The sequence below is a fragment of the Acetanaerobacterium elongatum genome, from assembly GCF_900103835.1.
In the GTDB taxonomy this organism is placed as follows: Bacteria; Bacillota; Clostridia; order Oscillospirales; family Ruminococcaceae; genus Acetanaerobacterium; species Acetanaerobacterium elongatum.
The window spans coordinates 22459-48169 of sequence record NZ_FNID01000004.1 but is presented as its reverse complement, the minus strand read 5'-3'; the positions used below and the strand labels follow the sequence as shown (position 1 = coordinate 48169).

Genomic DNA, 25711 nt, shown 5'->3' with positions numbered 1-25711 from the left:
GGTGTTGTATAATTAATCTTACATTAATGGTATTCTGTTTGTGGAAGGCGGTTTCTGTCGTGCTTAAAAAATACAGTTTTATGATATCTGTTTTCATCATGGCGGCTGTAGCGCTTACAGGCTGTTCTGTTGCCCAAAGGGTACCGGATGGTTATCTTACGCAGAACTATATTGCTGCGCCAACTTCGGCTTCTACCGCACCGCAGGAGGCTGAAACGAGCAGCGGCAATCAAACCCGTACCTATGCCACCCCGGAGAAGCCTAAAACGGGCAAGCCACCCAAGGCGGTAGTGGCAACCGCACCCGCGCCGGGTGCATCCGTATCATCTTCAGCATCATCTTCAGCAGTCTCTTCAAGTACATCATCCGAGGCCCTTAAAACAACGAATTACAATAAGGCCGCCCAAACCGATGATAAACAGGAGGTTCTGGGTAATGTAGAGATTTCTGGGGCTGATATTATACTCAAGAATAAATACATCAAGGGCGATTTGGTTGTAAAAGATGGTACTTATGGTACTCTTACGCTGGAAGACTGTAAGATAGACGGTAAACTAACGGTTAACGGCGATCTTGACACTATAGAACTCATAGATGTTACTGCCAATTCGCTCTACCTTTATTCCGGAGCAAAGATTACGGTAAACCTTGAGGGAGACTCTGCGATCATGGGCACCTACCTAAAGGGCACCGATGCGGCTTTATATGCGTACAATATCGGAAACAGTTATTCGGGCTACAGTGTAATCACCATTGAGCGGTCAGCCCCTTTTACAACAAAGCTTGAGGTGCACGGAGCTAAATGTGAAACTGTTATTGTCGACTCTGAGAGTGAAGTGATACTGGATGACGGTACAATGCTCACTCGTGTGAGACGGTTCATCGCAAACAACACCATAACTATCTTTGGCGCCGAACAGATTGATGTATTAAACGCAAATGCCAAGAATATTACACTTCACGGGCAACCCGGCAAGATCATCTATGATGATAAGCAATTCCCCGCACCAGTTATTATAGACCCATAAAATACTAGGTAGTTGAACATAAGCAAACCACCATAGGCTTCCGGCTGATGGTGGTTTCGTTGTATTTAGGGATACACTGGTTAATTGCATATTAAAGTCGTCAATACAGTTTCTGTGCCCTGACTCTGTTGAAAACTATGATTCTAGAGTCTTTATCATCATATTCCCGACAATATTGAAATCTTTCCTTTGCCGCAGTATACGCCGGAGATGAATCCGATTTAACAGATATGCAAAGAAACTTGTTTCCTTTCTGCTGAAACCGTGAAAAGTATGACAGGCCGGCTCTAAAAAACAAGGAAGGTGCCGCACAGCACCTTCCTTAAATATTCATTATCAAAATATGTAATCAGCAAACCTAAGCAGATAACTACTCGTGCCGCAGCGCCTCAATCGGATTGAGCCTTGCTGCCTTGCGGGCAGGGTAGAGCCCGAAGAAGATACCCACCGAACAGGAGAACAACATCGTTAAAAGAATTGATCCCGGGGTAAGTACGGGCGTTACGCCAAGCGGCGTACACACCAGCAGTGCGCCGAGCGTACCCAGCAAAACACCGGCGGCACCGCCAATTAGGGTGAGAATTGCCGACTCGGTTAAGAACTGGAACATAATAACCTTGGTTCTGGCTCCCAACGATTTGCGGATACCAATCTCTCGGGTGCGCTCGGTAACGGCCACCAACATAATATTCATTACACCAATACCGCCTACCAGCAGTGAGATACCCGCAACTGCAGCCACAAAGGTCTGGAAGAGGTTAAGAACAGTATTGAGCGTATCCACATACTTGTTCATGTTCTCGGCGCTGTAAATTTCGTCACCCTTGTTGTTGTGCCTGCGCTCAAGAATATTTAACGCCGCCTTGCACATACTGTCTACCTGCTTGTCACTCTCAGCCAGCACATAGATACCATAGATATCCGGCGAGTCACCCGTAATACTCAGGTAGGCGGAATATGGAACATAAACGACAGACATACCGCCTGCAAACATATTGTTCTGGCTTACACCCACAATACGAAGCTTGGCATTGTGGTGGCCGATGGATATGTTCACAGAAAGCCCCAACACATCGGTGCTGCCGAATACCTTGGTGGCGGTGCCTTCATCGATGATACATACGTTGCGCCCTTCCTCGTATTCACTCTTGCTGTAGTAGCGGCCCGATATCATCTGAAGCCCTGCCAGATTGGGAAGCTGCTCCGTGCCACAGACAAACATGGCATCATAATCCTTTGTTTTTCCCACCACAGAGCCTGTGATCTCTAAATCTGGCGAAGCCGCAACCACATAAGGAATGCCCTGCTGAATAGCCTCAATATCCTTTAGGGTGATATAATCCCCGGTGGAGGCCTTTTTGTTGTTTACCGAAATAAACGCCGCGGCCTTACCCACCTTGGAAATCTCACCCACAAGCTTATTCTGTGCACCGCTTCCAGCCGAGATAATCATGATAACCGACGCAATACCGATTACGATACCAAGCATGGTTAATACGGAACGCATCTTGTTGGAGAAAATGCTTTTAAGTGCCATTTTTACATTGTCAAAAAGGTTCATAGCCTTGACCGTACCTTTCCGCGTCCCTGCTCATCAATAGGTTGCTGCCTGCTTATCCACCGTAACCATTACGCCCTCTTCCAAAGTGGTAGGTGAACTGGTTGCTACCACATCGCCCTCCTGCACACCCGAAAGAATCTCCATTTGGGTTTCGGAACTGCTGCCGATCTTGATATATACCTTTTTGGCGATACCATTTTCTATTACCATACAATAGCTTCCGTCACGATCGGTTTTTTCAGCCTCAAGCGGAAGCGTTAATATCCCCGCCTTGTGAGAGACAAGGATAGTAAGGTCAGCCTCAATGCCCAGCACAATACTTTCGGGTACCTTATCAAACGAAACCTCGGCTTTTACTACCGAAGAGGTACCTTCCTGTGTTGTGGTGGAATCGATGCGGGACACCTTGCCCGTATATTCTGTGTCGCCTATCTTAATTGTCGCGGTTTGGCCAACCTCAACGGAATTAACATCATATTTACCTAACGAAAAGCTTATTACCGGGTTTTCCAACGAGTCGATTACAATACAGGCCGCAGCGGGGGAAGCGGTAGCACCCTCTTCTACGTTAAGCTGAGTGATAACACCGGTAATACCCGCAACAATACCAGATTTACCTTCATCGAGATACTTCTTCGCTGCGTTTACCGCAATGCTGTTCAGGTTCATGGTGTTTTTATACTGTTCAAGCTTTTCTGCGCTTAAAATAGAGTTTGTAGCCGTTTCTTTCTGGCTTTTATATGTAGCAAGGTCACCCTGCAACTCACTAAGCTTGTTGGAATCGCTGGCACTGAGCGCGTTAAGGCCATTTATTTCATCACGTGTCCAATCAATCTGCTTTTGAGCGTTTAAAGCCTTAGCGTTATTCTCTTCGTTTTCACGCAGGGCGTCCTCATAAGCGAGCTTCGCGTTATTATACTGGAGTACAGCCTCATTATACGACTTCTTTAGGTCGTCCAGGTCATATTCAATTAGCAGATCACCTGCTTTTACCACATCACCCTTCTTTACATTCAGCTTCTCCACCTTAACCTGGGCGGGTGCAAAATAGGTTCCGGTCTTCGAGGTTTTTACAGTACCGGTAAGGGTAACAAACTGGTCTATATCGCCCTTGGTTACGGTTGCGGCTGTTACATGCGTAGTTTTATCCATAAAAAATATATTATAAACCACAGATCCGCCAATCAAGGCAACAATTATTGCAAGGGTGACAATGAGCCTTACTCTTTTTTTTGTCTTCTTTTCCTTCGCCAAAACGACCACCACTTTCTGAATAAATAAATTTATCGCATTTTTAGTTATTAGGTTTTAAGAATAATTATCTAATTATATAGCAGTTTTTTTATAGTAGCAAATAAAACCGGAATAATTTATAAAAATTTTACTTACTGTTAGCCATCGCTATACTCACTAAGGCTAGTTCTCCGGGGGAGCAAAACACTACCTGAAACCAGATTAGTTAAGCCCTTACTTTATAAACGAGACTACCCTAAAACTGGCTTCAAAAAAGCAAGGCTTTTATAATATCATAAAAGCCTTGCAATACAGTAAACCCTTTAAGTAACTATTTTCTTCTTACAGAGGAATTTGCAGTACCCTTCTCAAGCTCACGCCGCATCTGCCGGCGGCGCTGTTCAAGCGCTCTCTGGCGCTTTTTACGATAACGTATAATATTAATTTGGCGTATGATCAGCAACAGCAAAAACAACGACAGAAATACGATTCCAACCGTCAAAAGTATATCGGGTACAGAGCTCTGCTTACCGGCCTCGGTAACGCTGCCGACGGCCAACAGGTTTACCGAATTTGTTTTCTTGCCATTGTAAATAATATCAGCCTTTCCCAGAACTTCACCGGAGTTTACGGGCTTATTAATACCTGAAGGGATACAGCAGAACAGTTGTATATCCTTTAATTGTGCTTTCTTGGGCAACAAATCACTAAGATTTTTTTCTGTTTTTAACGGAAGCTCCTTTATGTTAAAGTTGCCGGAAACTCCTATAGTGAGAATTGTATCTCCGCTTTTTGGGGGAATCGCCAGCACACAGGTAGAGGACGCCCATCCAAGCAGCTTCTTCATATCCGCATAAACGGCGGCGCCGTCCACAGAATAGGGAGCTCCCATTAAGACCGCGACGATTTTTAAGCCGTCCTGCTCCAATACACATACCAAGCTAGAGCCGGTATCCTCGCCGGCACTGAATTTAATCTCCTTTGTACCAGCCGGGTATTCTCCCGCAGTGCTTAGAATACTGAGATTGCTGGTTACGTTTCGGGAGCTTTGGTTATCGGCAGCAAACGTATAGGCGGTTTTTGAGGCAATCTCCATATAAGCAGTATTAGACACCGCAGCAGCCGCAATGGCAGCCATATCTCTGGCAGTTGTATAGTTATGGGTATCGTGAATTCCCGTAGGATTAATAAAGTTGGTTGACTTGGTGCCTAGTACCTTGGCTTTTTCGTTTAGCAGGGAGATAAAGCTGTTAATGTCCCCGCCGCCAGCTGCTTGTGCAATCAGGGTAGCTGCCGTATTGTCGGTGTTCATGATAACGCAGTGCAAAAGGTCCTGCATTATAAATGTTTCTCCGGCCGAGGCGGTTCCGATTGGAGAGCTTTCGCTGCCTTGAAGGGGTGAAAAGCCGTCAGGTACAGTAACCTCACTATTCAGGTCCTGCGTTTTCTCCATTGCAACCAGCGCGGTCAGCATCTGGGTGAGTGCTGCGGGAAACATCAGCTTGTCGGCGTTCTTTTCGTAGATGATATCGTTGGTATTCACATCCATCACGAAAACCGCTTCGCTCGAAAGCTCAAATCCGGGTGTATGGGTATACTGGGCATTAGCCTTCTGGCAGCCAGTCAGAGCACTCAACAGAATTATCAATGCAAGCAGGAAAGAAACCACTTTCAATTTCGGCACCTCCTTTGTTCAGCCTTATCCGTAATGTCTCTTCATTCCGGATTCATTTTACGCCGCTGAATTGTTGCGGCCATATATAAAATTACTATTGTAGCGGAATGCTTCATCGCAATCAATGCTACAAATAATTATAACCGACAATATTTTAAAAATATAGTACCTTGTTGTAAATTGATGCGCTTTTTTATAAGATAAATGCAGTTTTATATGCAAAGGAAGCTAGTTTCTACTATATAGGCAGAAAATCCCCTTTATTTTGCATAATTCCGTACTATTTATTTCTATGTTATGCTATAATACAATTAAGTATAAAGTTTAAACAAGTTATTCCGAATTAATTAATAGATTTATTGTTTTCTCTGCATATGGAGGTAAAACGGGAATATGAAAAGGCATACTTATAAAATCATCATGCTTATTATGGTACTTTCTCTGCTGGTTGAAATCTTTCCCGTTTATTCTGAAGAACTTGGAAACAAGTGGCTTCAATTTGACAAAACCGGTGATACCTCTCAGGCTATTATTGTCGAGGGGCGTGGTATACATGTTAAAAATACCGCACCATCCGGTTATTATCTCAGCCGCCTGATTATTCGCGACAGCAGCAATGCAGAGGTTGAACCGGGCACGGTCTGCACCATCAACCAGAGTAACGATACTCTTAACGCGGTGGTAGGAGCCAACGGCGTTTATTCTGTTATGGGCGATTTCTACACTCTGAATGCCGTGGGTGACGCGCAAGAAAACTACTGCTCTGTGGGCGCCAGCGGGCCTATTTATTTCCCCTATGTTGCGAAGGTAACCAGCGATAAGAATAATCTTATTAAACAGGATAGTTATGTGTATCTGGATGTTACGGACATTGCGCCGGACGGTGCGCCTAAATTTGTGATGAATACCAGCACCTCAGTTGGTGTATTTAAAGATTTTAATCTAGTATCCTCCTCAAAACCTACCGCCACAACAGGCGACAAATTTACCTATACGGTGGGCTTCTACAATTCTGCTACCACCGCAAAGCTTACCATCCAATTGATTACTGAGCATCTGATTACCAAGGACAGCAGCTTTAGAATCAGCTTTGCTACCCAAAAGTCCGACAGCTTGATTCTCGTAATCAAGACCAAACAGCAGCTGGTGGAGGATGTAAAGAAGGCCATTATGGATCCAAACCAGAGAAAGCCCTATATCCAGTTAACTGGATATGATGATCTGGACTTTATCACCAGCGACTTCACCGTTGCCAAACGTGTGGAAGTCTACGGTGTTAATGTAGATTTAAAATGGTTATGGGAGGCCAATAACGCGGCATACCAAGGCGCAATAACCATTAATGAACCGCTTTTCTCACTGTTTGATAATGTCCGAGTCAAGCGGCAGGAAGATGATGTTGAAGGAAAGTTAACGGCAACCATTATCTATTGGCCTTCCGGCGCACCGGAAGCGGATAAGGTAGATGAGGTGTGCCCGCTGCGCTTGGTGATAAAGGGAAGCGGTACCTCCCCTTCAGCCCGAATCCAGAAAACAGCAGACCCGTCAGACTCTGTTCCTATAGAGCCTACCAATGTGCTTGATATTAATAAGGGAAACATATCGGGTTTTCCTCAGCAGACTGGTTCTTATAACCCGCTGAACATACTATTTTTACTGGGTAAAAAGGGTGGTCGTGCCGATTATTTCACCATTACCTCGTCTAATACCGGTATTGTAGATGCTTTAAAGGGCTTTAGCGGAGACGGCGTTACAAACGTCTATACCTGGAAGTCGAAGCTTGAAAACCCCGGAGGAAACGAACTCGTAGAGGATCCGGTGCAAATTCAGTTCCTCCCCAAGCAGGTGGGCATTACCACCATTACCGCTGAGTATTACGTTACTGCCTCCAGCGGCGACAGAAAAATCTTTGAGTTGAAGTTTAACCTGCAGGTAGTAGACACCTCGCCGGATAAGGATTCTACCCTCAGCAATCTTGAGGTATTCGGTATTGATGCCACCGGCGACAGTGCCGTACAAGCCATATCCTTTAAGCCCGATACCAAGAATTATAACCTTTCTGTAGGTCACTGGATACAGTCTTTAAGCTTCAGACCAACAAAAAACAGCGTAAAAGCGTCCTCTAATGTTGTTATCAATGTGTATAAAGACAATGTTAAGGACAATGCCGCCACCGCTTCTGTTCATTCGGGAAGTAAAAGCAGCTTGTTTTCTATTAACGATGCAAACGTGGAACTATACACTTTTGAATTGACGGTTACCGCACAGGATACTACTGTATCGGTTTACCGAATCAATATTGAAAGGCTTCCCCCCAGCGACGATTCAACGCTTTCAAACCTTGTGGTAAAGGATGATACCGGTACGGTGCACCCGTATACACGGCTAAGCGACCCCAATAACAAAACCTTCGACCCAGGCGTGAAAACCTATAATATGAGCCTTCCCTACAACATCAAGCGTATTACGCTAGAAACGCCAACTACCCACGCAAAGGCTACAGTTGCCATTACGCCGGAGCCGCAGGACGATTTAAACATCTTCGACCCGAACAAGTATATTGCCATCAGCACCGATACGTTGCAGGTTGCTATTTCGGTTACCGCCGAGGATGGCGTTAGTAAGAGCACATACTATCTGAATATTACCCGTCAGCCGCCGGATACAAACGCGCTGCTGGCCTCGCTGGACATCAAGGATTACACCACCCAGCTTGTCAGCTACCCGTTTGATAAATACACCATTGAATACGATACTATACTTCTGAGTAACGATGTGCGGTTTATTACGGTATATCCTGTGCCCGAAAGCAAATATGCAACCGTTCAGGTAAACTCAACCGAGGTTGCATACGGAAAAGGGCTGCGCATAGATCTTGACGTGAATGTCACTAAGTCTATCATGGTTACGGTGCTTGCCGAAAACGGGCACGATACCATGACCTACTCACTTTCGGTAAAGCGCCAGCTCCCCAGCAGCGACCCCTCGCTCTCAGATCTGACGGTAGGTTCTCTTACGCTTTCGCCGGTATTCTCTCCCACCAATCAGATTTATACTGCCACTGCAACCGGTACCACCACAACGGTTACAGTAACACCTACAACCACCCACAAGAAAGCTACCGTTACGGTGGAGGGTGTCCCGGTTAAGAGCGGATCGGCCAGCGCAGCAATAAAGCTTGCGGAAAAAACCGTTATTACCGTTGTTTGTACTGCGGAGGATAAGGTTACAAAGCGAACCTATACCGTAACCGTTACCAATGACGACCTTCGCGTAAAAAGCTCTAATGCCGACCTGAAGAGTCTGAAGGTCGACAAAGGCGATATGTCGCCGGTTTTCAAGAGCTCCATAACCGCCTATAATGTACCGGTTGAAAACGATGTGGATTACATTGATATTTTCCCCGTACCGGCCGATTCAAGGGCAAAGATAGTAGTAAAACAGGGCTCAAAAGAGATAGGGGACTACAATGGAAACTACTCTCAAGCCATTAAATCGGGGGCCAATAAGTTTACCATAGAGGTAACGGCAGACGACGGAAAAACCAAAAAAGCTTATAGCCTGAATATTAACCGCGGTGTAAACGGTCAGCAGGGTACGCTTAAGCCAATCAGCACCGACCAGATTGATTTTAAGAAGTCAAAGGTGATTTATGTAGATATCACCAAGTACGCAACCGTATCCTCCAAGGTGTTTGTCGAGCTCAAGAAGTATCCTGATACGACCATCATCTTCCAAGGCAACGACTATTCGTTGTCATTCAAGGGTTCCGATCTCAGCACGGTGGTGCCGTTTGCCGAAAGCTATAACTTTTCAATGAGCTTTACCTCACCCGATGAGGCCGATCTTCGCGTGCTGATGGGCAGCGAGTCCAACACCCCTCTTATCACGATGTATTTTAAATATCACGGGGCATTACCCGGCAAAGCCACCCTGATGGTTGACCTTGGCACGAAGTATAAGAGCCGGGCGCTGTACCTGCATTACTACAACCTGGATATGAAACGCAATGATTACTACGGCAAGGTTACAACCAATTCACGCGGCACGGTTGCTTTTAAGATTGACCATTGTTCTACCTACTTCCTAGCTGGCAAGGTGGTTAAAAACGCCGCAGATAAATCGGGAGAGGTCAACGTTACGGTGAGTGATGCCGAAAAGGTAAACCCGGATACTGGCCTTATGTACTAACCGTAAAGGGCAAGATGGAGATTCGTTATGACACTAAAAAGGCTTATTGCTGCAACCTTTGCGGCGGCTGTGCTGCTAAACCTATGCTCCTGCTCCATGTTTTACACCAACACGGTGAAAACAATTTCTCAGCAAAGTATTGAAGGAGAACTGAATAAGAAGCCCGATTCCAGTGTACCCAGCAGCAATGTTTTTACCGGGAACAGCTTTTTAAAGAATGTTTCAAAGGCAGCCGATAAAAATCATGACACGGTGGGGTGGCTGTATATTCCCTCCACCGATATCGATAACAGTGTGCTGCAGTCGTTTGATAACAGCTATTATATCCGGCGGGATGAACAGCGGAATAACAGTGTGTACGGCTGTTACTTTGTAGATTGCGATTGCCCGGTTGGCACCGCACAGGAGCTTGCCCGTAATACCATCATTTACGGGCACAGCGATTTAAAAGACAGCGCGGATGGAAAGCGATTTTCACAGCTGTTTAAGTTTGCCGACGAGGCGTTTGCTAAAGCCACGCCGAACGTTTATTTTTCCACTGCGCAGCAGGACCTTGTGTGGCGGGTGTTTGCGGCGTTTTACACTAAAACAACGTTTAATTATATTCAAAATAACCCAAGTGATACCCAGTTCGAACGCATGATACAAAAGGCCAGGGAAGGCTCGCTGTATAACTATGATGTCGACGTAACAGGCAGCGATAAGATTCTTACCCTTTCAACCTGCTCGGTGAAGTACGGAAGCGACGGTACCGGCCGCTTTGTGGTGATGGCAAGGCTTTTGCGTGACGGTGAAAAGCCGTATGAAGCCCCCAAATCGCCGGTGAAGAATTCGGGCGCAAGGCAGGTTGAATAAGGCTGATATGTATAGGAAGGGCTGTGAACCTTTTGCGTTCGCGGCCCTTGTTGTTTACATTGAATTCCCTATGGAATAATAACCGCAAAGCGGTTATGGTATAATCGTATAAACCCCCCACAAGAAACAGATGAATGGCTGTGATAGAACATATGACGATTGAACTGCCGCATTATGTTGTAACCATCATCCATACGCTCAAGCGCGCAGGGTATCAGGGCTATGCCGTGGGCGGGTGTGTGCGCGATTCTCTGATGGGGCGCACCCCCAGCGACTATGACGTGACTACCGATGCACTGCCGCAGCAGGTTCATGCTCTGTTTGAGCATACTATTGCCACCGGTGAACGCTTTGGCACCGTTACCGTTATAATAGGTAAAAACAGTGTAGAGGTTACCACTTTCCGCATCGACGGTGAATATCACGATAACCGAAGGCCCGCGTTGGTGACACATACCGCCCGCGTTGAGGATGATCTGGCACGCCGCGATTTTACGGTAAACGCCATCTGCTATAACCCCGAGGAGGGATTGTACGACCCTTACCGCGGCGCAGAGGATATTGCCGCAGGGCTGATCCGCGCGGTAGGGCAGCCGGATGTACGCTTTCGCGAGGATGCGTTGCGTATTCTGCGCGGGGTGCGGTTCTGTGCCACCCTTGGCTTTGAGGCCGAGAGCGCTACCCTGCTGAGCATGATAGAAAACGCCCGCCTGCTGCAACACATCAGCGGCGAGCGCATTCGTGACGAGGTTGTAAAAACCGTTATGAGTGATAGGCCGGATATGCTTAATATCATCCTTATGGCGAATGGGCTTATGCATGTGGGGCTTGCCGCCTCCGAGCGGATTACGCAGATTGCTGAGTTGCCGCAGTTCCTTTATGAACGCCTTGCAGCGTTTTTTGTGCTCTGTGCGCAGGATTTAAGCTTTACCATGGAGGCACTGCGTCTTTCCAATCGCGAAAAAAAGGTGATACATTCCATTACCGACGCTCTTGGCAAGCAGATGATAGCCGACACCGTTCATCTCAAGCGCCTGCTGCAGAATCACTCGGCAGAGGAGCTGCTCAGTGCGGTGCGGGTAAAACAGGCACTTTATAATGACGATACCGTGCTTGACTGTGTTATGGAGATTCGCCGTATTGAGCTCTCCGGCGAGCCATACCGTATTGCGCACCTTGCCGTAAACGGAAACGACATTCTTGCGCTTGGCCTGTTCGAGCCCCGAATGGTAGGGCGGGTATTGAGGTTCTTGCTTGATTGCTGTATCGGCAACCCGTTTTTAAACGAGCGTGACACGTTACTTGCGCTTGCACACTGCTATAGTGAGTAACATGAACACCCCCAAGCAAAAATGTCTGCTCACCGCAGACATTTTTAGGGGTATTGCTCCGGCGGCGCATGTCCGCCTGAACAATGTTATTTCAATTTATACTTTTTCAACAGCCTAAGAGCCGGCATCAGCCGGCTCTTTTGTAATGAAAGGCAGACTATTATACAAGCAGGATACTCAACGCAAACAGCGCCTGCGCAACGTAATAGGTAACCGTTACCGCCAAGGAAGCAACCCGGTTGTTTTTACAGGGAGGGTAAAAGTTTAAAAACGTCAGTATGAAATCAGAGATTACAAACAAACTTGCACCTGTGAGCAGCAGTATGGAAAGCGTCGTAAACCTGCCGCCCGAAAGGGTAAGCGAAAGTGCCTTGGTAAACATCAGCATAATGGCCCCAAGGTATATGTAGCTTGCCGTAAGCAGCTTGCCAAAGTTAAGCTTCGCAAGGATAAATATCAAGCGCAGTACGGCATAGGCTGCAGCGAAGATAACAATATCCCATAACCGAAAGGGAGCAAGGTGTATGAATGCCGCAATGTAAAAGCAGTGTGCCACAAAGAACGCGCCAATGCCGCAAGCGAGCATCTGTTTATCGTACCGCACATCGGCCTTCTGCGTTTGAATCAAGATATCCCCCACAAGCGAGCAGATCAGCCCCAGCAGTACAAGCGAGAAATAGTAGATATCTCCTTTATGCTGGTTATATGCGGCCAAGGCTATCATTATAAAAAACAGGCTGGTTACGGCTTTCGTCATCTGCTGAGATACATAGCCTCCCTTCAAGCTGCGCTGTAGGTAGGCTGCCAAGGATATCCCCATTCCTGCACAGAGTGCGATTATCATAGTCTGATGTCCTTTCAAAGTGTTGTCGTAATGAAAGCTGATTAATTTAACCTCTAAAGACTATGGCTGCGGTTGGCCTGAATATTCCAGACTATTTGGAAACAGTTTACTGGTATTATATCATATATTAAAGCATTTCGCCAGAATATTGGTTTATTCTGTAAAAATATTGTTGACGTAAATAGAATAAAGGATTATACTCATAACTGTATGGTTCAGAATAATACAGTTATTTTCTCGAAATAATTGTTAAAATGTCTGCAATAATTTTCTTATTCCAATGCACTAATTATAACAGCAGAAAAATATACTGTACCGTGTTGCGTCAAAGACAAAATAGAAGGAGGCCTGCTTTTGAGCTTCATTGAAATACGTAATCTTCGCAAGGTATACCGCATAGGCTCCGAAAAGGTAGTGGCGCTGAACAATATCAATCTCGATATTGAGCGTGGCGAGATACTTTGTATATTGGGCACCTCCGGTTCGGGTAAATCCACTCTGCTGAATATGCTGGCGGGCTTGGAAAAGCCAAGCCGCGGCACAGTAACGATTGGCGGCAAGTACGACATCACCAAGCTATCAGAAAATCGCCTCACGAGATTTCGCCAGAAGAATGTCGGGTTTGTGTTCCAGTCTTACAACCTCTTGCCCGCGTTAACGGCTATCGAGAACGTGGCCATGCCGCTGCTGTTCCAAGGGGTTGGCAAAAGCAAGCGCAACAAGCTTGCTTTGCAGATGTTAAACGAGGTAGGGCTGAAAAGCCGGGCACGGCATAAGCCTACCCAGATGTCGGGCGGGCAGCAGCAGCGCGTGGGTATAGCCAGAGCATTTGTGGCAAAGCCCAAGATAGTGTTTGCCGACGAACCAACCGGCAACCTTGATACCAAAACCACCTACGAGGTGATGAACCTGATGGTGAAGATGTCGCGCGAAAACAGCCAGACCTTCATACTGGTTACGCACGACAGCGAAATCTCGTTGTTTGCAGATCGGGTAATCCGCATTATTGACGGTAATATTGAAAGCGACGAGCGGGTTACCGAGGAACAGCGCGCCGTCCTGAAGGAGGAGCTGGAGAAGATTCGGCTCGAAAAGGAAGCGGAGGCCGAAAAAGAGGCCGCCGAAAAGGAACAGCGCAAGGCTGCCAAAGCCGAGGCACAAAAGGGAAAAGGTAAAAAGTCAAAGCCAGATAAAAAAGCGAAAAAGGGCAAAGAGCCTTCCGAAGCGCAAGGCGGTAAACTCAAGAAACGTTTATTTGAGGGGCTTTTTAGAAAAAGCAAGAATCCGCAGCCTGAAACGGTTCAGGTTGAATTAAAGGCCGGGGAGCCGAGCGAACCTTCGGCAGCACAGCAGACACCCGATGAACAGAAAAAAGACGAGCAGGGAGCGGTTGCACATGAATAGAAGACTTTTATCATTAGTTTGTACTGTTATAATTTTATTCACAATGTTCTTTGGTATAATACAAATTTCAACAGTTAGTTTAAGCGCTTTTAGCGGTAGCTATGTATCTACGGCAAACGTTGACCTCTCCAATTCAGGAAGTGGGGGATATGATATTACATTGACAGTTATTGGTGGATCTGACGTAGTAGATAATCAAACTGCTCTTTTAGAGAGTTGTACCCTAGTGCCGGTAAATGACTCAATAGATGGTTATATGAGTACAGACCCTATAGATATTCAATCAATTACTAAACCAGATAGTTCAATAACACTTGGGTGTCGTTTTACTGTTAAATTTGCGAATCTTAAAGATAATCATACAGGAAACAATATTTCTTTCTCTATTCTCCACCAAAACCCCGATGGCTCATATTCAAAAGAAATCTTGACTTATGATTTAACAACTAACAGGAAATTCAGGCCAAGTAGCGGCGGCAGTGCGGATACCAGCTCCAGTGACACTACCAGCAAACCGATTGCCGCACTCAAGCCCCACCTGATTGTAGACAGCTATTCCTACGGCGAGGCGATTGCGGGGCAGGATGTGCCGCTCTCCTTTACCCTCAAAAACACCAGCACAAACAAGATTATGCGCAATATTGTGCTGGCGGTAAAGCCTTCGGGCGATCTGCGTATCAAAAGCGCATCGGATACTATCTACATAGATAGCCTTAGCCCCGGAAAGACCGTAACAGAATCTTTAAAATTCTTTCTTACCGCATCGGCTAAGGATGAGGTACAATCCGTTTCACTGACATCCACCTTTGAATACTTTGATATCGACGGCGAAAACGCGGTTGCGGGCGGTGATACGGTTACCATTTCAATGGCCGCCGATACGGTGGAGCGTGTAAAGATACAGAAAATCAAGCTGCCCGATATGATCTTCCCCAATCAGGAACAGGAGGTTTCCTACTCGGTAATCAACTCGGGCTTTGCTACCCTGTATAATGCCGAGATTAAGGTGGTTGACGAGGCAGGCACCGAGTACGCCGATGTTTATGTCGGCAGCATCGAGCCGTCCAAAGCCGTATCAAGCCCGGACTTATACCTTACCTTCCCCGAAGCGGGCGAGAAGAACCTGAAGTTTGTCCTCTCATACGAAAACGATAAGCTGCAGGTTTCCGAGGTTTCCAAGGATTTTAAGGCGGTAATACAACCCATGCCCGACGAGAAACCCCCAATTATAGACACGCCCGTTCCCGGTGAATCAATGCCCGGTGAAGAAAAGCCCCAGAACCCCTTTATCCTGTGGGGCATTATCGGCGGCGGGGTGCTCGTAGCTATTATTATTACGGTCATCATCGTGAAGGTGGTAAAGAAAAAGAGGAGAGAGCGCGAAGATGAGGATATTTGATGTTATATCCATGTGCTTTCGCAATCTCTTCCGCAGAAAGGTAAGAACCCTGCTTACCGTAATGGGCGTTATCATCGGCACCTGCGCCATCATCGTCACCATCTCGCTTGGTGTGGGGATGGATGCGGCGCAGACCAAGATGATCGAAGGCATGATGGACCTCACCATGATTGAGATTTATAACTACGGCGGCATGAGGGAGGACGGCACCAAGGCGCAGAAGCTGGACGACAGTGTGCTCAAAGACTTTGCCGCTCAGCCCCATGTTGTTGGTGTCACCCCGGTTTTTGAGGTATGGAACAACCAGATTCAGCTATCCTCTGGAAAGTATGTTTACCAGAATAATCTGGTCGGTGTGTATCTCGACCAGCTGGACAAATTCGGCTACAAAACAAAGGAAGGTCTGCTTCCCACCGAAAGTGACGGCAAGCAGGCGCTGATATTTGGCGAGCAGGCAGCCTATAGCTTTATCGATCCCAAACGCCCGAACAAATGGGTTGGCCCGGACCCGGATGAAAACGGAAAGGTGCAGGACCCCTTTGTAAACCCCATGAAGGATAAATTCACCATGAGGGTGGTTAAGGCCGACGAAGAAAACAACGGCGGCGGAGAGAAATACTTTTCCTACGGTGGCGGTGGTGTAATGATATCCGGCGAGACCGGCAATAATAGCAGTAATTCGGATGACAACAGCAATAAGGATAAAGATACCCCCACCAGAAAGTATGAATACAAGGTTAAGCCAACAGGCGTGTTGCTAGGCAACTTCAAGGATTATAACACCATGGGCGCAATCTTCATGGATATAGAGTTTGCCAAGGAGTTAAACGCCCAGTATAATAAGCTCAATAAAATCCGCACCAACCCCAACGAAGATAACGGCTACCAAAATGTGAAGGTGCGCGTCGATGATATGAACAATGTCGAGGCGGTGGATAAATATATCAAGTCGCTGGGCTTTGAAACCTACAGCTTCGAAACCTACCGCCAGCCCATGAAGCAGCAGACGATGGTAATACAGATTATCCTCGGCAGCCTCGGCGGTATCTCGCTCCTGGTTGCGGCGCTCGGTATCGCCAACACCATGGTTATGTCCATCTACGAGCGTACCCGCGAGATTGGTGTAATGAAGGTGCTTGGCTGCAACCTTGGCAATATCCGCTCCATCTTCCTTATGGAGGCGGGCGCCATCGGCGTTATGGGCGGCGCGGCCGGCGTGGGTATCAGTTATCTTGCATCCTTTATCATGAATCAGGTGCTTGCAAATGGCATCATGGCAAGTATGTTCGGCGGCGGTATGGGCGACGGCAGCACCCCGGTACAGATATCTATTATTCCGCTCTGGCTGGTGCTGCTGGGTATGGCGTTTGCCACCTTTGTGGGCCTTGCCTCGGGTTTTTACCCAGCAAACCGCGCGGTTAAAATCAGCGCGCTGGAAGCCATCAAGCACGAGTAATACGAATCCTTGAAAAATGTATTCAGACGATGCACTGGCGTCGTTATGAAAATCTTCATCAAAGCCCATATGCGAAAGGTTTTAATGTAATTAAAGCATTTCAGAAAACTTGCTGATATATTTGTACCCCCATTCCCCCTTTCCGCACTAGGAAAGGGGGAAACCCTATTAATGGACCAAATTACTTGACACTTTGTTGCAAAACATTAGCGTTTGTAAAGAAAAAAGCCTTGACAGACAGCTATTTTTATTATAAAATATGTAAAGATGTTTACTTTACATAGAGCAAACGTGCATCGGCATGTATCTGTGAAGGAGTGACCACGCGTGCCAAAGAATCTGAATATCTCGGTATTGCTTGATTTTTACGGGGATGCTATCACCGAAAAGCAGCGCGAGGCTATTGAGTTTTATTATAACGAAGACCTTTCGCTAGCCGAGATTGCCGAAATCGAGGGCATCACCCGTCAGGGTGTGCGCGACAGTATCAAGCGCGGCGAGGGCATTATGCAGGAGCTTGAGAATAAGCTGGGCATTGCCGCACGGTTTGGGCGTATGCAGGAGGGCCTTGAGCAGATTATGGTTAATGCCAAGGCTATTGAGGATTATAATACAAAGCACGGCTATTCCCGCGAGGTTGCACAGGCGGCAGACACCATCTTCCGGCTTGCGCGCGAGCTTTCGGAATAGCGGTTTCAAAACCGGTAAAGCTTTTGTTTGGGAAGGGATGAACAGCCATGGCGTTTGAAGGGCTTTCAGATAAGCTTTCGGCAGCGTTTAAGCGCCTGCGGGCGAAGGGTAAGCTGTCGGAATCGGATATTAAAGAGGCCATGCGCGAGGTGCGCCTTGCGCTGCTGGAGGCCGATGTTAGCTATAAGGTAGCAAAGGATTTTGTTGCGCAGGTAAGCGAAAAGGCCATAGGTGCGCAGGTGCTGGAGAGCCTCACCCCCGCACAGCAGGTAATCAAGATTGTAAACGAGGAGCTTACCGCACTCATGGGTGTGAGCGAGGTAAGGCTTAAATCGCCCAAGCGTCCCCCCGCTGTTGTAATGATGTGCGGGCTGCAGGGCGCCGGTAAAACCACTCATAGCGCCAAGCTTGCCAACATGCTTAAAAAGCAGGGGCACCGCCCGCTGCTGGTAGCCTGCGATATCTACCGCCCAGCCGCCATCGAGCAGCTGAAGGTGGTAGGCGCCAAGGCAAATACTCCGGTGTTTGAAATGGGCACCGCAAGCCCCGTGCAGATTGCCAAAAAGGCGCTGGCGCACGCAAGGGATTACGGCAACGACTATGTAATACTCGATACCGCAGGCCGTCTGCATATCGACGAGCAGCTGATGGGCGAGCTGAAGGATATCAAATCGACGGTGGAGCCCTCCGATATCCTGCTGGTGGTAGACTCCATGACCGGTCAGGATGCCGTAAACGTAGCCAAGTCATTCGACGATGCCTTGGGCATCGACGGTGTCATCCTAACTAAGCTCGACGGTGATACCCGCGGCGGCGCGGCGCTTTCGGTGCGCGCGGTTACGGGCAAGCCCATCAAGTTTGTGGGCATGGGCGAAAAGCTCGACGACCTTGAGCCGTTTTATCCCGACCGTATGGCATCAAGAATTCTCGGCATGGGTGACGTGCTCACCTTAATCGAAAAAGCACAGACCGAGGTTAGCCAAAAAGACGCCGAGAAAATGGCGGAAAAGCTAAAGAAAAACTCCTTTGATTTAAACGATCTGCTAGACCAGATGAAGCAGGTAAAGAATATGGGTTCGTTGCAGCAGGTGCTTTCGATGCTGCCGGGCGGCAACCAGATTTCGCCCGACGATATTGACGAAAGGCGTCTGGCAAGGATTGAGGCCATCATCCATTCCATGACGGCGAAGGAACGCGAAAAGCCCGCCATTATTAACCCTTCCCGCAAGCGCCGCATTGCAGCTGGCAGCGGCACCACGGTGCAGGATGTAAATATGTTGCTGCGCCAGTTTGAGCAGATGCAGAAGCTTGTAAAACAGTTTTCTCACGCGCCCAAGCACGGCAAAGGCCGCTTCGGCGGTATGCTCCCCGGCAGAATGCCCTTTTAATCTTGTTCGTTGCGGTTAACCACCTGGTTTGCCGTAAACATAAATTTTTTACACAGAGATATTGGAGGAAAAAGACGATGGCTGTTAAGATCAGACTTCGCAGAATGGGCGCTAAAAAAGCCCCGTTTTACCGCATAGTAGTTGCAGATTCCCGTTACCCCCGCGACGGCAGATTCATTGAGGAGCTTGGTTACTACGATCCCACCAAGGAGCCTTCCGTAATCAACGTAGACACCGAGAAGGTAGACAAGTGGATTAAGAATGGCGCTCAGCCCACCGATACCGTAAAGGCACTGCTCAAAAAAATCGGCCAGTAATGCTGTAATGCTTGTTACAGAGAAAGGAAGGCTGCAGGATGGAGAAGCTTCTTATTACCTTAGCCTCCGGGCTGGTAGAGGATAAGTCTGCCGTAAGCGTTACGGTAGATGCTCCCGACGCCGAGGGCGTTATCGTGTACCATCTTCATGTCGGCCCCGAGGATATGGGCCGCGTAATCGGCAAGCAGGGCAGAATAGCCAAGGCGATACGCACGGTTATGCGTGCCGCCGCCAGCCGCACCGGCGAAAAGGTAGCGGTGGAAATCGACTAACCGAATGACTGTAAAAGGGGCTGTTTCAAGGCGGACGGGCGTGGAATCCATGGCCCATGCCTCGGGGCGGCTCCTGCTTTTTTGGTATTGGTTCAGCGAAATCAAGTTGCAGAGGTACTGTATGAAAAAACAGTTTTTAGAAACCGGAGAGATTGTTACCACGCACGGCATCAAAGGCGAGGTGCGCGTTTACCCATGGTGCGACACCCCCGATTTTCTCACCGACTTTAAGCACGTCTACCTGAAAAAGGGTGAGATCAAGCTGACGGTGGAAGATGCGCGCGTGCACAAAAACATTGTGATTATGAAACTTGAGGGGTACGATACCATTGAACGAGCGGTTACGCTGCGTGGGCAGGTGCTCTACATCAGCCGTTCCGACGTAAAGCTTGCCGAGGGTGAGTATTTTGTGCAGGACCTTATCGGCATAAAGGTAATCGACGATGATACGGGCGAGGAATACGGCGTTATCACCGATGTATCTCAAACCGGAGCCAACGATGTATACACCATTAAAAACGGCGAGTTGGAATATCTTATTCCCGCCATTCCTCAGGTAATCATCGATACCGATACCGAGCGCGAGATTATGCGCATCAAGCCGCTCGAGGGCCTCTTTAATCCAGATTAGGATGTGACGCGTATGCGTTTTGATATAGCCACCCTGTTTCCCGCCATGTGCGAAACAGTGGTGAACGAGAGCATCACAGGCCGTGCTATCCGTGCGGGGTTGATGGAGTGCTATTGTCACGATATCCGCGCCTACACTCAGGATAAGCACCGCCGTGTGGACGATACCCCCTACGGCGGTGGCATGGGCATGCTGATGCAGGCAGAGCCAATCTACCGCTGCTTTTTGGATATTGAGGCGCAGCTGGGTGAAAGGCCGCATGTGATATATATGTCCCCTAAGGGTACACGTCTAACACAGCAGAGGGTTGCGGAGCTTTCCAGGCTGCCGAATCTGTTTATCCTTTGCGGGCATTACGAGGGGGTAGACCAGCGTGTGCTCGATAAGATTGTTAACGAAGAAATCTCCATCGGCGATTATGTGCTAACAGGCGGAGAGCTGCCCGCACTGGTGTTGGTGGATACGGTTGCCCGTATGTGCGAGGGTGTACTCTCCAGTGAGGAGTGTTTCACGCAGGAAAGCCATTACTCCGGCCTGCTGGAGTACCCGCAGTACACCCGCCCGCCGGAATGGGAGGGCATGACCGTACCCGATGTACTGCTCACCGGTCATCACGCTAACATTGAAAAGTGGCGCAGGGAGCAGATGCTCATGCTTACCTACGATAAGCGCAAGGATATGCTCAAGTCCGCCCAGCTGAGCGAAAAGGATATTAAGTTTCTGCAAAGCTACAAGAAACAGCTTGCACAGAAAGCCGCCCAGGGGCAGCAGGAGCCTTGATGTTATTCTCCTACAACCAGACGCTCCATAGGAAGGACAAGATATATTACATGATTGGTACATTAATAAATGCGGGCGCTATCATTGCAGGCTCACTGGTTGGATTGCTGCTCAAAAAGGGGATTCCGCAGCGCATCTCAGACAGTGTTCAGGTCGCGCTGGGTCTTGCAGTGGTAGTCGTGGGCATCTCCGGGGTATTGCAGGCCATGGTCACAGTGGGCACAGACGGTAAAATTTCCACCGAAGGAACCATGCTGCTCATTCTAAGCCTTGCTATCGGCACCGTAATCGGTGAGGCACTTAAGCTTGAGGAGCGCCTTACCGAGGCGGGGCTTAAGCTTGAAAAACGTATCGGCGGCGAGGGTTTCTCCAAAGGCTTGATTGCTGCTACCATGCTTTACTGCGTGGGCGCTATGGCGATCGTAGGCTCGTTAAACGACGGCCTGCTTGGCGACCGAACGGTACTGCTTATCAAAAGCGCGCTGGACGGCATCAGTGCCGTGGTGCTTACAGCCACCCTTGGTATCGGCGTATTGTTTTCATTCATACCGGTTCTGCTCTATCAGGGAGCAATCAGTATTGGCGCCGGTGCGCTTACCGGCTTTTTTACCTCTGAGGTTATCAATTCCGTATGCCTTGTGGGCTTTGCGCTGGTATTATGTATCGGTATAAACCTAATGAAAATTGGAAAGATTAAAACAGTAAGCATGCTGCCCTCATTATTGGTTCCTGTGGTGTATAATCTGCTGATGATGTTGAAAACATTATGGTTATAGTGCACAATGGGGCAGTGGCGCGTTGTCTGTTTATTGGAAAACACGCAGAATTTATGCACGAATACTACCGAAACAAGGTTTTTTCGTTGACGGCTCAAATAAAACTGCTATAATATAGAGTATGTAATTTACGTAAAGTAATGATGAACCAAAGAAAATATGCTTATGGTTATTGCAAAACCAAATTAACACTGCAAGAGAGGAAAGGCCTTATGTTTGTAAAAGATGTAACCGTCCAGAATCAGGTGGGTTTGCATGCGCGCCCTGCTACTTTTTTTATACAAAAAGCCAATGAGTACAAGTCTTCCATTTGGGTGGAGAAGGAAGAGCGCAGAGTAAACGCAAAAAGCCTCTTAGGAGTTCTTTCACTTGGCATTGTAGGCGGCACTACGATTAGAATAATCGCAGACGGCGCTGACGAGCAGCAGGCTGCCGAGGGGCTGTACAAGCTTGTAGAATCCGGTTTTGCAGAGTAAAGAAGCAGTTGATTGCGCGTCGCCTGATTGGCGGCGCGCTTTTTTGCGTTTCAAAAAGGTAGCAGTTATGATATACTGATTACATTACCAACTACGCATAGCCCTAATTGATTTGAAACAACAGTATGAGATATAGGATGAATCATTATGGAGAATGAGCGCCTGCCCTACTTGCGAGAGAAGACAAAAACCCTCACCATCGAGCCGGGTTGTTACATTATGCGAAACAAGCAGGGTGAGATCATCTACATCGGCAAAGCAAAAAACCTGCGTAAACGCGTAACCAGTTATTTTCGCAAGAATGCCGACCATCTGCCCAAGGTAGAGAAGATGGTTTCACATGTCTATGACTACGACTACATAGTAACCGACAGTGAGTTTGAAGCGTTGGTGCTAGAATGCAGTCTCATCAAGCAGAATTCCCCCAAATACAATATTCTGCTGAAAGACGACAAGGGCTACCATTACATCCGAATTTCAGGCAAGAGTTGGGGCCGTATCTCGGCCGCAAAGCAGCTGGTGGACGACGGTGCTACCTATATCGGTCCGTATGTCAGCTCGTTTGCCGTAATGCAGGCGGTAGAGGAGGCCAACACCGCCTTTTGTCTGCCAACCTGCAACCGCAAGTTCCCGCAGGATTTTAAAAAGGGCCGCCCCTGCTTAAACTTTCATATCAAACGCTGCATGGGCGTGTGTATGGGAAAAATCTCGGAACAGGAGTATGCCGAAAACCTTTCTCAGGCACTGGATTTTCTGCGCAGCGACAGTGCCAATACCATTAAGGTTCTCACCGAAAAGATGGAGACCGCCTCCGAACGGATGGACTTTGAGCGCGCCGCGCAGCTGCGTGACCGTATACAGGCCATCCGGCGCATTAACGAGCACCAGAAGGTAATATACACCAATACCCCCGATCAGGATGTTATCGCACTTTCGCAGAATACCTCACAGGCCAGCGCGGTGGTCATCAAGTTCAGAAACCACCGCCTTGTAGATAAGGAAAGCTTTATGCTTGGCGAGATTGAAAGTATTGTCGCCGCACGCAGCGAGTTTATTATCCGTTATTATTCCGGTGACCGAGAGATACCAAAGCAGATCTCGCTTGACGGCGAGGTGGAGGATTTAGAGCTCACCGAACGCTTTTTAACCGATAAGGCGGGACGAAAATGTCTGCTGCATCTGCCGCAGCGCGGAGAGCAGGCACGGCTGGTAGAGATGGCTAAAACCAATGCCTCCGAACTGCTTGGCCAGCATAGCGGAGCATCAGGGCGTGAGGTCGCCGCTCTTGACGAGTTGGCACGGCTTTTGAACCTGCCCAAAACGCCCGAGTATATCGAGGCCTACGATATTTCCAACATCGGCTCCTCCGATATGGTTGCGGGCATGGTGGTGTTTGAAAATGGTCGGCCCCTTAAATCGGCCTATAAGCGTTTCTCTATTAAGACGCTCACAGAACAGAACGACTACGGAGCCATGAGTGAGGTGCTAAGCCGAAGGCTGGCACGGTATTTTGAAGAGAAGGAAAGCGGCAAGGGCTTCGGACGTTTACCCGATTTAATTCTGCTCGACGGCGGCAAGGGGCACGTATCCACCATCCAGCCGATTATTGAGCAAAGCGGGCTGAATATACCGCTTTTCGGCATGGTGAAAGATGACCGCCACCGCACCCGTGCTATTGCTACCAACGGCGGCGAGATAGCCATATCGGCCTATCGAAATGCTTTTACCTTTATAACCCGCATACAGGACGAGGTTCACCGCTTTTCTATCGAATATCAGCGTGCCAAGCATAAAAAAACGGGCATGGAATCCTCCCTTACAAAGATAGATGGTATTGGGCCTTCCAGAGCTGCTAAACTACTGCGCCATTTTAAAACTATGCACGCTATAAAGGAGGCTTCTGTTGAAGCACTTTTGCAGGCGCCGGGTATGACGCGCCCGGCCGCCGAGAGGGTATACCGCACCTTCCACGAGACAGAATAACAACACGGGGGTCTGCTTGACAGAAAGTGCAACATGCCACATAATAGAATCAATTCGCACCATTTTCTTCAGCGGCCCTTCAAAATAAAACATCCTGATGTGAAAGGCATGGTAAAAATAGATGCGTGTAATAACCGGTAAGGCAAGAGGCATGAAGCTTGCAGCGCCCGAGGGGCAGGATACCCGCCCAACCTCCGATAAGGTAAAAGAGGCGATGTTTTCGATTATACAGTTTGAGGTGGAACAGGCCAGTGTGCTTGATCTTTACGCCGGTACCGGTCAGCTTGGCATAGAGGCTTTAAGCAGGGGCGCTGCGTTTTGTGTTTTTATAGACCAAAGCCGAATCAGCAACGATGTTATTAAGGCAAACCTTGCAAAGACCGGCCTGAACAAACAGTCGCGCGTTGCGGCGATGGATGCCGTTTCCTACCTTCAGAACTGCAAGGAGCAGTTTGATATCATTCTTATGGACCCGCCCTATGCCATGGAAGGGCTTGAGCAAGTTCTTTCGCTTGCCTCGGCAAGGCTAAAGAGTACCGGTGTGCTGGTTTGTGAGACTGCCAAAAAGGTTCAAACCCCAGAGACACTGGGCGAATTTACACAGAAAAGAGTTTATCAATATGGTATTGCGGCGCTCAGCGTATACCGCAGGCCGCGAGAGAACGAATAAACAGGTACGGAGCTTAGTCAGGCACAGCTTGAGCTTATCGTGAAGATTCTGTTATGGCATAAACCTTTCTGCCATTTCGGGGTATCAGAAGCTTAGGTTTGTGCCATGGCATTGGAAAGGATATGGATTTTTAATGCGTATTGCAATCTGTCCGGGCAGTTTTGACCCGGTTACGAAAGGACACTTGGATATTGTCACCCGTGCGGCGGCCTTGTTTGACCAGGTTATCGTGCTGGTGGTGCACAACCCCGCCAAGCAGCCCAGTTTTACGGTGGATGAGCGTATTAATATGATACGAAAGGTAACCGGCAGCCTTCAAAACATAGAGGTGGATACCTACGGGGGCTTACTGGCCGATTATGCAAAGCTCAAGGGTGCTTGCGCCATTGTTAAGGGTTTACGAGCGGTGTCAGACTTTGAATATGAGTTTCAGATGGCATTAGCCAACAAAAAGTTTTACCCCGAGGCCGAGACCGTATTTGTACCTACCAGCTTAGAGAATATGTACTTAAGCTCCAGCATCGTTAAGCAGGTGGCAATGTTCGGCGGTGATATCTCCGGCTTTGTACCTTCAGTGCTGCTGCAGGAGATTGAGCAGCGCCTCAGCCCAAGAACATATTAGATTTGTATTAGTTGTTACGTGTAAAACTTCTTTGTATTTTTGCTTTTGGGCGTCATTGTGCAGGTAAAGTATCATGATTTCAGGCAGATTTATGCCTTTTGTTATTTGAAAACGAATGGAAGAGTGAAA

22 protein-coding genes are annotated in these 25711 nt (G+C 48.0%); 18 read left to right on the top strand and 4 right to left on the bottom strand.

All coding sequences use genetic code 11. From position 1 onward, the window contains the following. The first annotated feature begins 59 nt into the window (after positions 1-59). A complete protein-coding gene (locus BLR50_RS02005; RefSeq protein WP_092637978.1) occupies positions 60-1028 on the top strand; it encodes a hypothetical protein in 969 nt (322 codons plus the stop codon). Positions 1029-1398: 370 nt separating this feature from the next. Here BLR50_RS02005 and BLR50_RS02000 read toward each other — a convergent pair whose 3' ends face one another. The 3 genes from BLR50_RS02000 to BLR50_RS01990 form a co-directional block, all read right to left on the bottom strand. Then, positions 1399-2589 carry an ABC transporter permease gene (locus BLR50_RS02000; protein WP_092637976.1) on the bottom strand — a complete coding sequence of 397 codons (1191 nt, stop codon included), beginning with the start codon at positions 2587-2589 and terminating at the stop codon, positions 1399-1401. A 33-nt stretch (positions 2590-2622) separates the two neighbouring features. Beyond that, on the bottom strand, positions 2623-3843 hold the full coding sequence (locus tag BLR50_RS01995) for an efflux RND transporter periplasmic adaptor subunit (RefSeq protein ID WP_092637974.1): 1221 nt from the start codon (positions 3841-3843) through the stop codon (positions 2623-2625). A gap of 310 nt (positions 3844-4153) precedes the next feature. Then, a complete protein-coding gene (locus BLR50_RS01990) occupies positions 4154-5491 on the bottom strand; it encodes a D-alanyl-D-alanine carboxypeptidase family protein (RefSeq protein WP_242871670.1) in 1338 nt (445 codons plus the stop codon). 399 nt (positions 5492-5890) lie between these two features. Here BLR50_RS01990 and BLR50_RS01985 point away from each other — a divergent pair, with 399 nt between their 5' ends. From BLR50_RS01985 to BLR50_RS01975, 3 genes are all read left to right on the top strand, one after another. Further along, positions 5891-9688: a cadherin-like beta sandwich domain-containing protein gene (locus tag BLR50_RS01985; protein ID WP_092637970.1), complete on the top strand. Its 3798-nt coding sequence runs from the start codon at positions 5891-5893 to the stop codon at positions 9686-9688. A gap of 27 nt (positions 9689-9715) precedes the next feature. Beyond that, complete coding sequence (locus BLR50_RS01980) at positions 9716-10543, top strand: class B sortase (RefSeq protein ID WP_092637968.1); 828 nt, start codon at positions 9716-9718, stop codon at positions 10541-10543. Between the two features lie 152 nt (positions 10544-10695). Then, positions 10696-11874, top strand: a complete 1179-nt coding sequence (locus BLR50_RS01975) for a CCA tRNA nucleotidyltransferase (protein WP_162840288.1) — start codon at positions 10696-10698, stop codon at positions 11872-11874. Between the two features lie 160 nt (positions 11875-12034). Here BLR50_RS01975 and BLR50_RS01970 read toward each other — a convergent pair whose 3' ends face one another. Next, positions 12035-12718, bottom strand: coding sequence for a lysoplasmalogenase family protein (locus BLR50_RS01970; protein WP_092637963.1), 684 nt, complete (start codon positions 12716-12718; stop codon positions 12035-12037). Between the two features lie 354 nt (positions 12719-13072). Between BLR50_RS01970 and BLR50_RS14805 the strand changes: the two genes are divergently transcribed. The 14 genes from BLR50_RS14805 (at position 13073) to coaD (ending at position 25582) form a co-directional block, all read left to right on the top strand. After that, a complete protein-coding gene (locus tag BLR50_RS14805) occupies positions 13073-14122 on the top strand; it encodes an ABC transporter ATP-binding protein (RefSeq protein ID WP_092637961.1) in 1050 nt (349 codons plus the stop codon). Positions 14123-14549: 427 nt separating this feature from the next. Continuing rightward, positions 14550-15521, top strand: coding sequence for a COG1361 family protein (locus BLR50_RS01960; RefSeq protein WP_092637959.1), 972 nt, complete (start codon positions 14550-14552; stop codon positions 15519-15521). Then, entirely contained in the window at positions 15508-16977 is a 1470-nt protein-coding gene (locus tag BLR50_RS01955) for an ABC transporter permease (protein ID WP_092637957.1), read from the top strand. The genes BLR50_RS01960 and BLR50_RS01955 overlap by 14 nt, the downstream gene beginning before the upstream one ends. 327 nt (positions 16978-17304) lie before the next feature. Beyond that, positions 17305-17667, top strand: coding sequence for a sigma factor-like helix-turn-helix DNA-binding protein (locus BLR50_RS01950; RefSeq protein ID WP_092637954.1), 363 nt, complete (start codon positions 17305-17307; stop codon positions 17665-17667). Between the two features lie 47 nt (positions 17668-17714). Beyond that, positions 17715-19055: a signal recognition particle protein gene (ffh, locus tag BLR50_RS01945; protein ID WP_092637952.1), complete on the top strand. Its 1341-nt coding sequence runs from the start codon at positions 17715-17717 to the stop codon at positions 19053-19055. Between the two features lie 77 nt (positions 19056-19132). Then, entirely contained in the window at positions 19133-19372 is a 240-nt protein-coding gene (gene rpsP, locus BLR50_RS01940; protein WP_092637950.1) for a 30S ribosomal protein S16, read from the top strand. Between the two features lie 38 nt (positions 19373-19410). Beyond that, a complete protein-coding gene (locus BLR50_RS01935) occupies positions 19411-19644 on the top strand; it encodes a KH domain-containing protein (RefSeq protein ID WP_092637948.1) in 234 nt (77 codons plus the stop codon). Between the two features lie 121 nt (positions 19645-19765). Then, positions 19766-20275 carry a ribosome maturation factor RimM gene (gene rimM, locus BLR50_RS01930; protein WP_092638089.1) on the top strand — a complete coding sequence of 170 codons (510 nt, stop codon included), beginning with the start codon at positions 19766-19768 and terminating at the stop codon, positions 20273-20275. Positions 20276-20287: 12 nt separating this feature from the next. Then, a complete protein-coding gene (gene trmD, locus BLR50_RS01925; protein WP_092637946.1) occupies positions 20288-21055 on the top strand; it encodes a tRNA (guanosine(37)-N1)-methyltransferase TrmD in 768 nt (255 codons plus the stop codon). 50 nt (positions 21056-21105) lie between these two features. Further along, complete coding sequence (locus BLR50_RS01920; RefSeq protein ID WP_092637944.1) at positions 21106-21831, top strand: DUF554 domain-containing protein; 726 nt, start codon at positions 21106-21108, stop codon at positions 21829-21831. A 212-nt stretch (positions 21832-22043) separates the two neighbouring features. Further along, positions 22044-22307, top strand: a complete 264-nt coding sequence (locus BLR50_RS01915) for an HPr family phosphocarrier protein (protein ID WP_092637942.1) — start codon at positions 22044-22046, stop codon at positions 22305-22307. A gap of 147 nt (positions 22308-22454) precedes the next feature. Next, positions 22455-24290: an excinuclease ABC subunit UvrC gene (gene uvrC, locus BLR50_RS01910; protein WP_092637940.1), complete on the top strand. Its 1836-nt coding sequence runs from the start codon at positions 22455-22457 to the stop codon at positions 24288-24290. Positions 24291-24411: 121 nt separating this feature from the next. Next, entirely contained in the window at positions 24412-24960 is a 549-nt protein-coding gene (gene rsmD, locus BLR50_RS01905) for a 16S rRNA (guanine(966)-N(2))-methyltransferase RsmD (RefSeq protein ID WP_092637938.1), read from the top strand. Between the two features lie 133 nt (positions 24961-25093). Beyond that, the gene (gene coaD / locus BLR50_RS01900) at positions 25094-25582 is read left to right on the top strand and encodes a pantetheine-phosphate adenylyltransferase (RefSeq protein ID WP_092637936.1); all 489 of its coding nucleotides are present in this window, start codon (positions 25094-25096) and stop codon (positions 25580-25582) included. Positions 25583-25711: the final 129 nt, after the last annotated feature.

Bases quoted from the DNA above. Each gene is read 5' to 3' on its own strand.
- BLR50_RS02000 (WP_092637976.1), bottom strand. From the start codon at position 2,589: ATGAACCTTTTTGACAATGTAAAAATGGCACTTAAAAGCATTTTCTCC.
- BLR50_RS01985 (WP_092637970.1), top strand. From the start codon at position 5,891: ATGAAAAGGCATACTTATAAAATCATCATGCTTATTATGGTACTTTCT.
- BLR50_RS01980 (WP_092637968.1), top strand. From the start codon at position 9,716: ATGACACTAAAAAGGCTTATTGCTGCAACCTTTGCGGCGGCTGTGCTG.
- BLR50_RS01975 (WP_162840288.1), top strand. From the start codon at position 10,696: ATGACGATTGAACTGCCGCATTATGTTGTAACCATCATCCATACGCTC.
- BLR50_RS01970 (WP_092637963.1), bottom strand. From the start codon at position 12,718: ATGATAATCGCACTCTGTGCAGGAATGGGGATATCCTTGGCAGCCTAC.
- BLR50_RS01955 (WP_092637957.1), top strand. From the start codon at position 15,508: ATGAGGATATTTGATGTTATATCCATGTGCTTTCGCAATCTCTTCCGC.
- ffh (WP_092637952.1), top strand. From the start codon at position 17,715: ATGGCGTTTGAAGGGCTTTCAGATAAGCTTTCGGCAGCGTTTAAGCGC.
- rpsP (WP_092637950.1), top strand. From the start codon at position 19,133: ATGGCTGTTAAGATCAGACTTCGCAGAATGGGCGCTAAAAAAGCCCCG.
- BLR50_RS01935 (WP_092637948.1), top strand. From the start codon at position 19,411: ATGGAGAAGCTTCTTATTACCTTAGCCTCCGGGCTGGTAGAGGATAAG.
- rimM (WP_092638089.1), top strand. From the start codon at position 19,766: ATGAAAAAACAGTTTTTAGAAACCGGAGAGATTGTTACCACGCACGGC.
- trmD (WP_092637946.1), top strand. From the start codon at position 20,288: ATGCGTTTTGATATAGCCACCCTGTTTCCCGCCATGTGCGAAACAGTG.
- BLR50_RS01920 (WP_092637944.1), top strand. From the start codon at position 21,106: ATGATTGGTACATTAATAAATGCGGGCGCTATCATTGCAGGCTCACTG.
- BLR50_RS01915 (WP_092637942.1), top strand. From the start codon at position 22,044: ATGTTTGTAAAAGATGTAACCGTCCAGAATCAGGTGGGTTTGCATGCG.
- uvrC (WP_092637940.1), top strand. From the start codon at position 22,455: ATGGAGAATGAGCGCCTGCCCTACTTGCGAGAGAAGACAAAAACCCTC.
- rsmD (WP_092637938.1), top strand. From the start codon at position 24,412: ATGCGTGTAATAACCGGTAAGGCAAGAGGCATGAAGCTTGCAGCGCCC.
- coaD (WP_092637936.1), top strand. From the start codon at position 25,094: ATGCGTATTGCAATCTGTCCGGGCAGTTTTGACCCGGTTACGAAAGGA.